Genomic DNA, 316 nt, shown 5'->3' on the forward strand with positions numbered 1-316 from the left:
TGATTCATTGAAGAAGACGATAGAAGCAGCTTTAAGCTCCAAGCTGATAGCTCCAAGCTAACAGTTACGCGCTCGAAATTGGGTCTGTAGCTCAGTTGGTTAGAGCGCACCCCTGATAAGGGTGAGGTCGGCAGTTCGAATCTGCCCAGACCCACCAATTTTGTTATGGGGCCATAGCTCAGCTGGGAGAGCGCCTGCCTTGCACGCAGGAGGTCAACGGTTCGATCCCGTTTGGCTCCACCATTAACTGCTTCTACTTGTTAGAGTTTAGAAATGAATATTCGCAGATGAATATTGATTTCTAGTCTTTGATTAG

2 tRNA genes are annotated in these 316 nt (G+C 47.5%); both read left to right on the forward strand.

Annotation, left to right across the window (positions count from 1 at the left end):
• The first annotated feature begins 80 nt into the window (after nucleotides 1-80).
• A tRNA-Ile gene (locus HX866_RS34000) sits at nucleotides 81-157 on the forward strand.
• 10 nt (nucleotides 158-167) lie between these two features.
• Nucleotides 168-243: transfer RNA gene (locus HX866_RS34005), tRNA-Ala, on the forward strand.
• The last annotated feature ends 73 nt before the right edge of the window (nucleotides 244-316 follow it).

The organism is Pseudomonas gingeri, from assembly GCF_013386165.1.
GTDB classification, from domain to species: Bacteria; Pseudomonadota; Gammaproteobacteria; order Pseudomonadales; family Pseudomonadaceae; genus Aquipseudomonas; species Aquipseudomonas gingeri_C.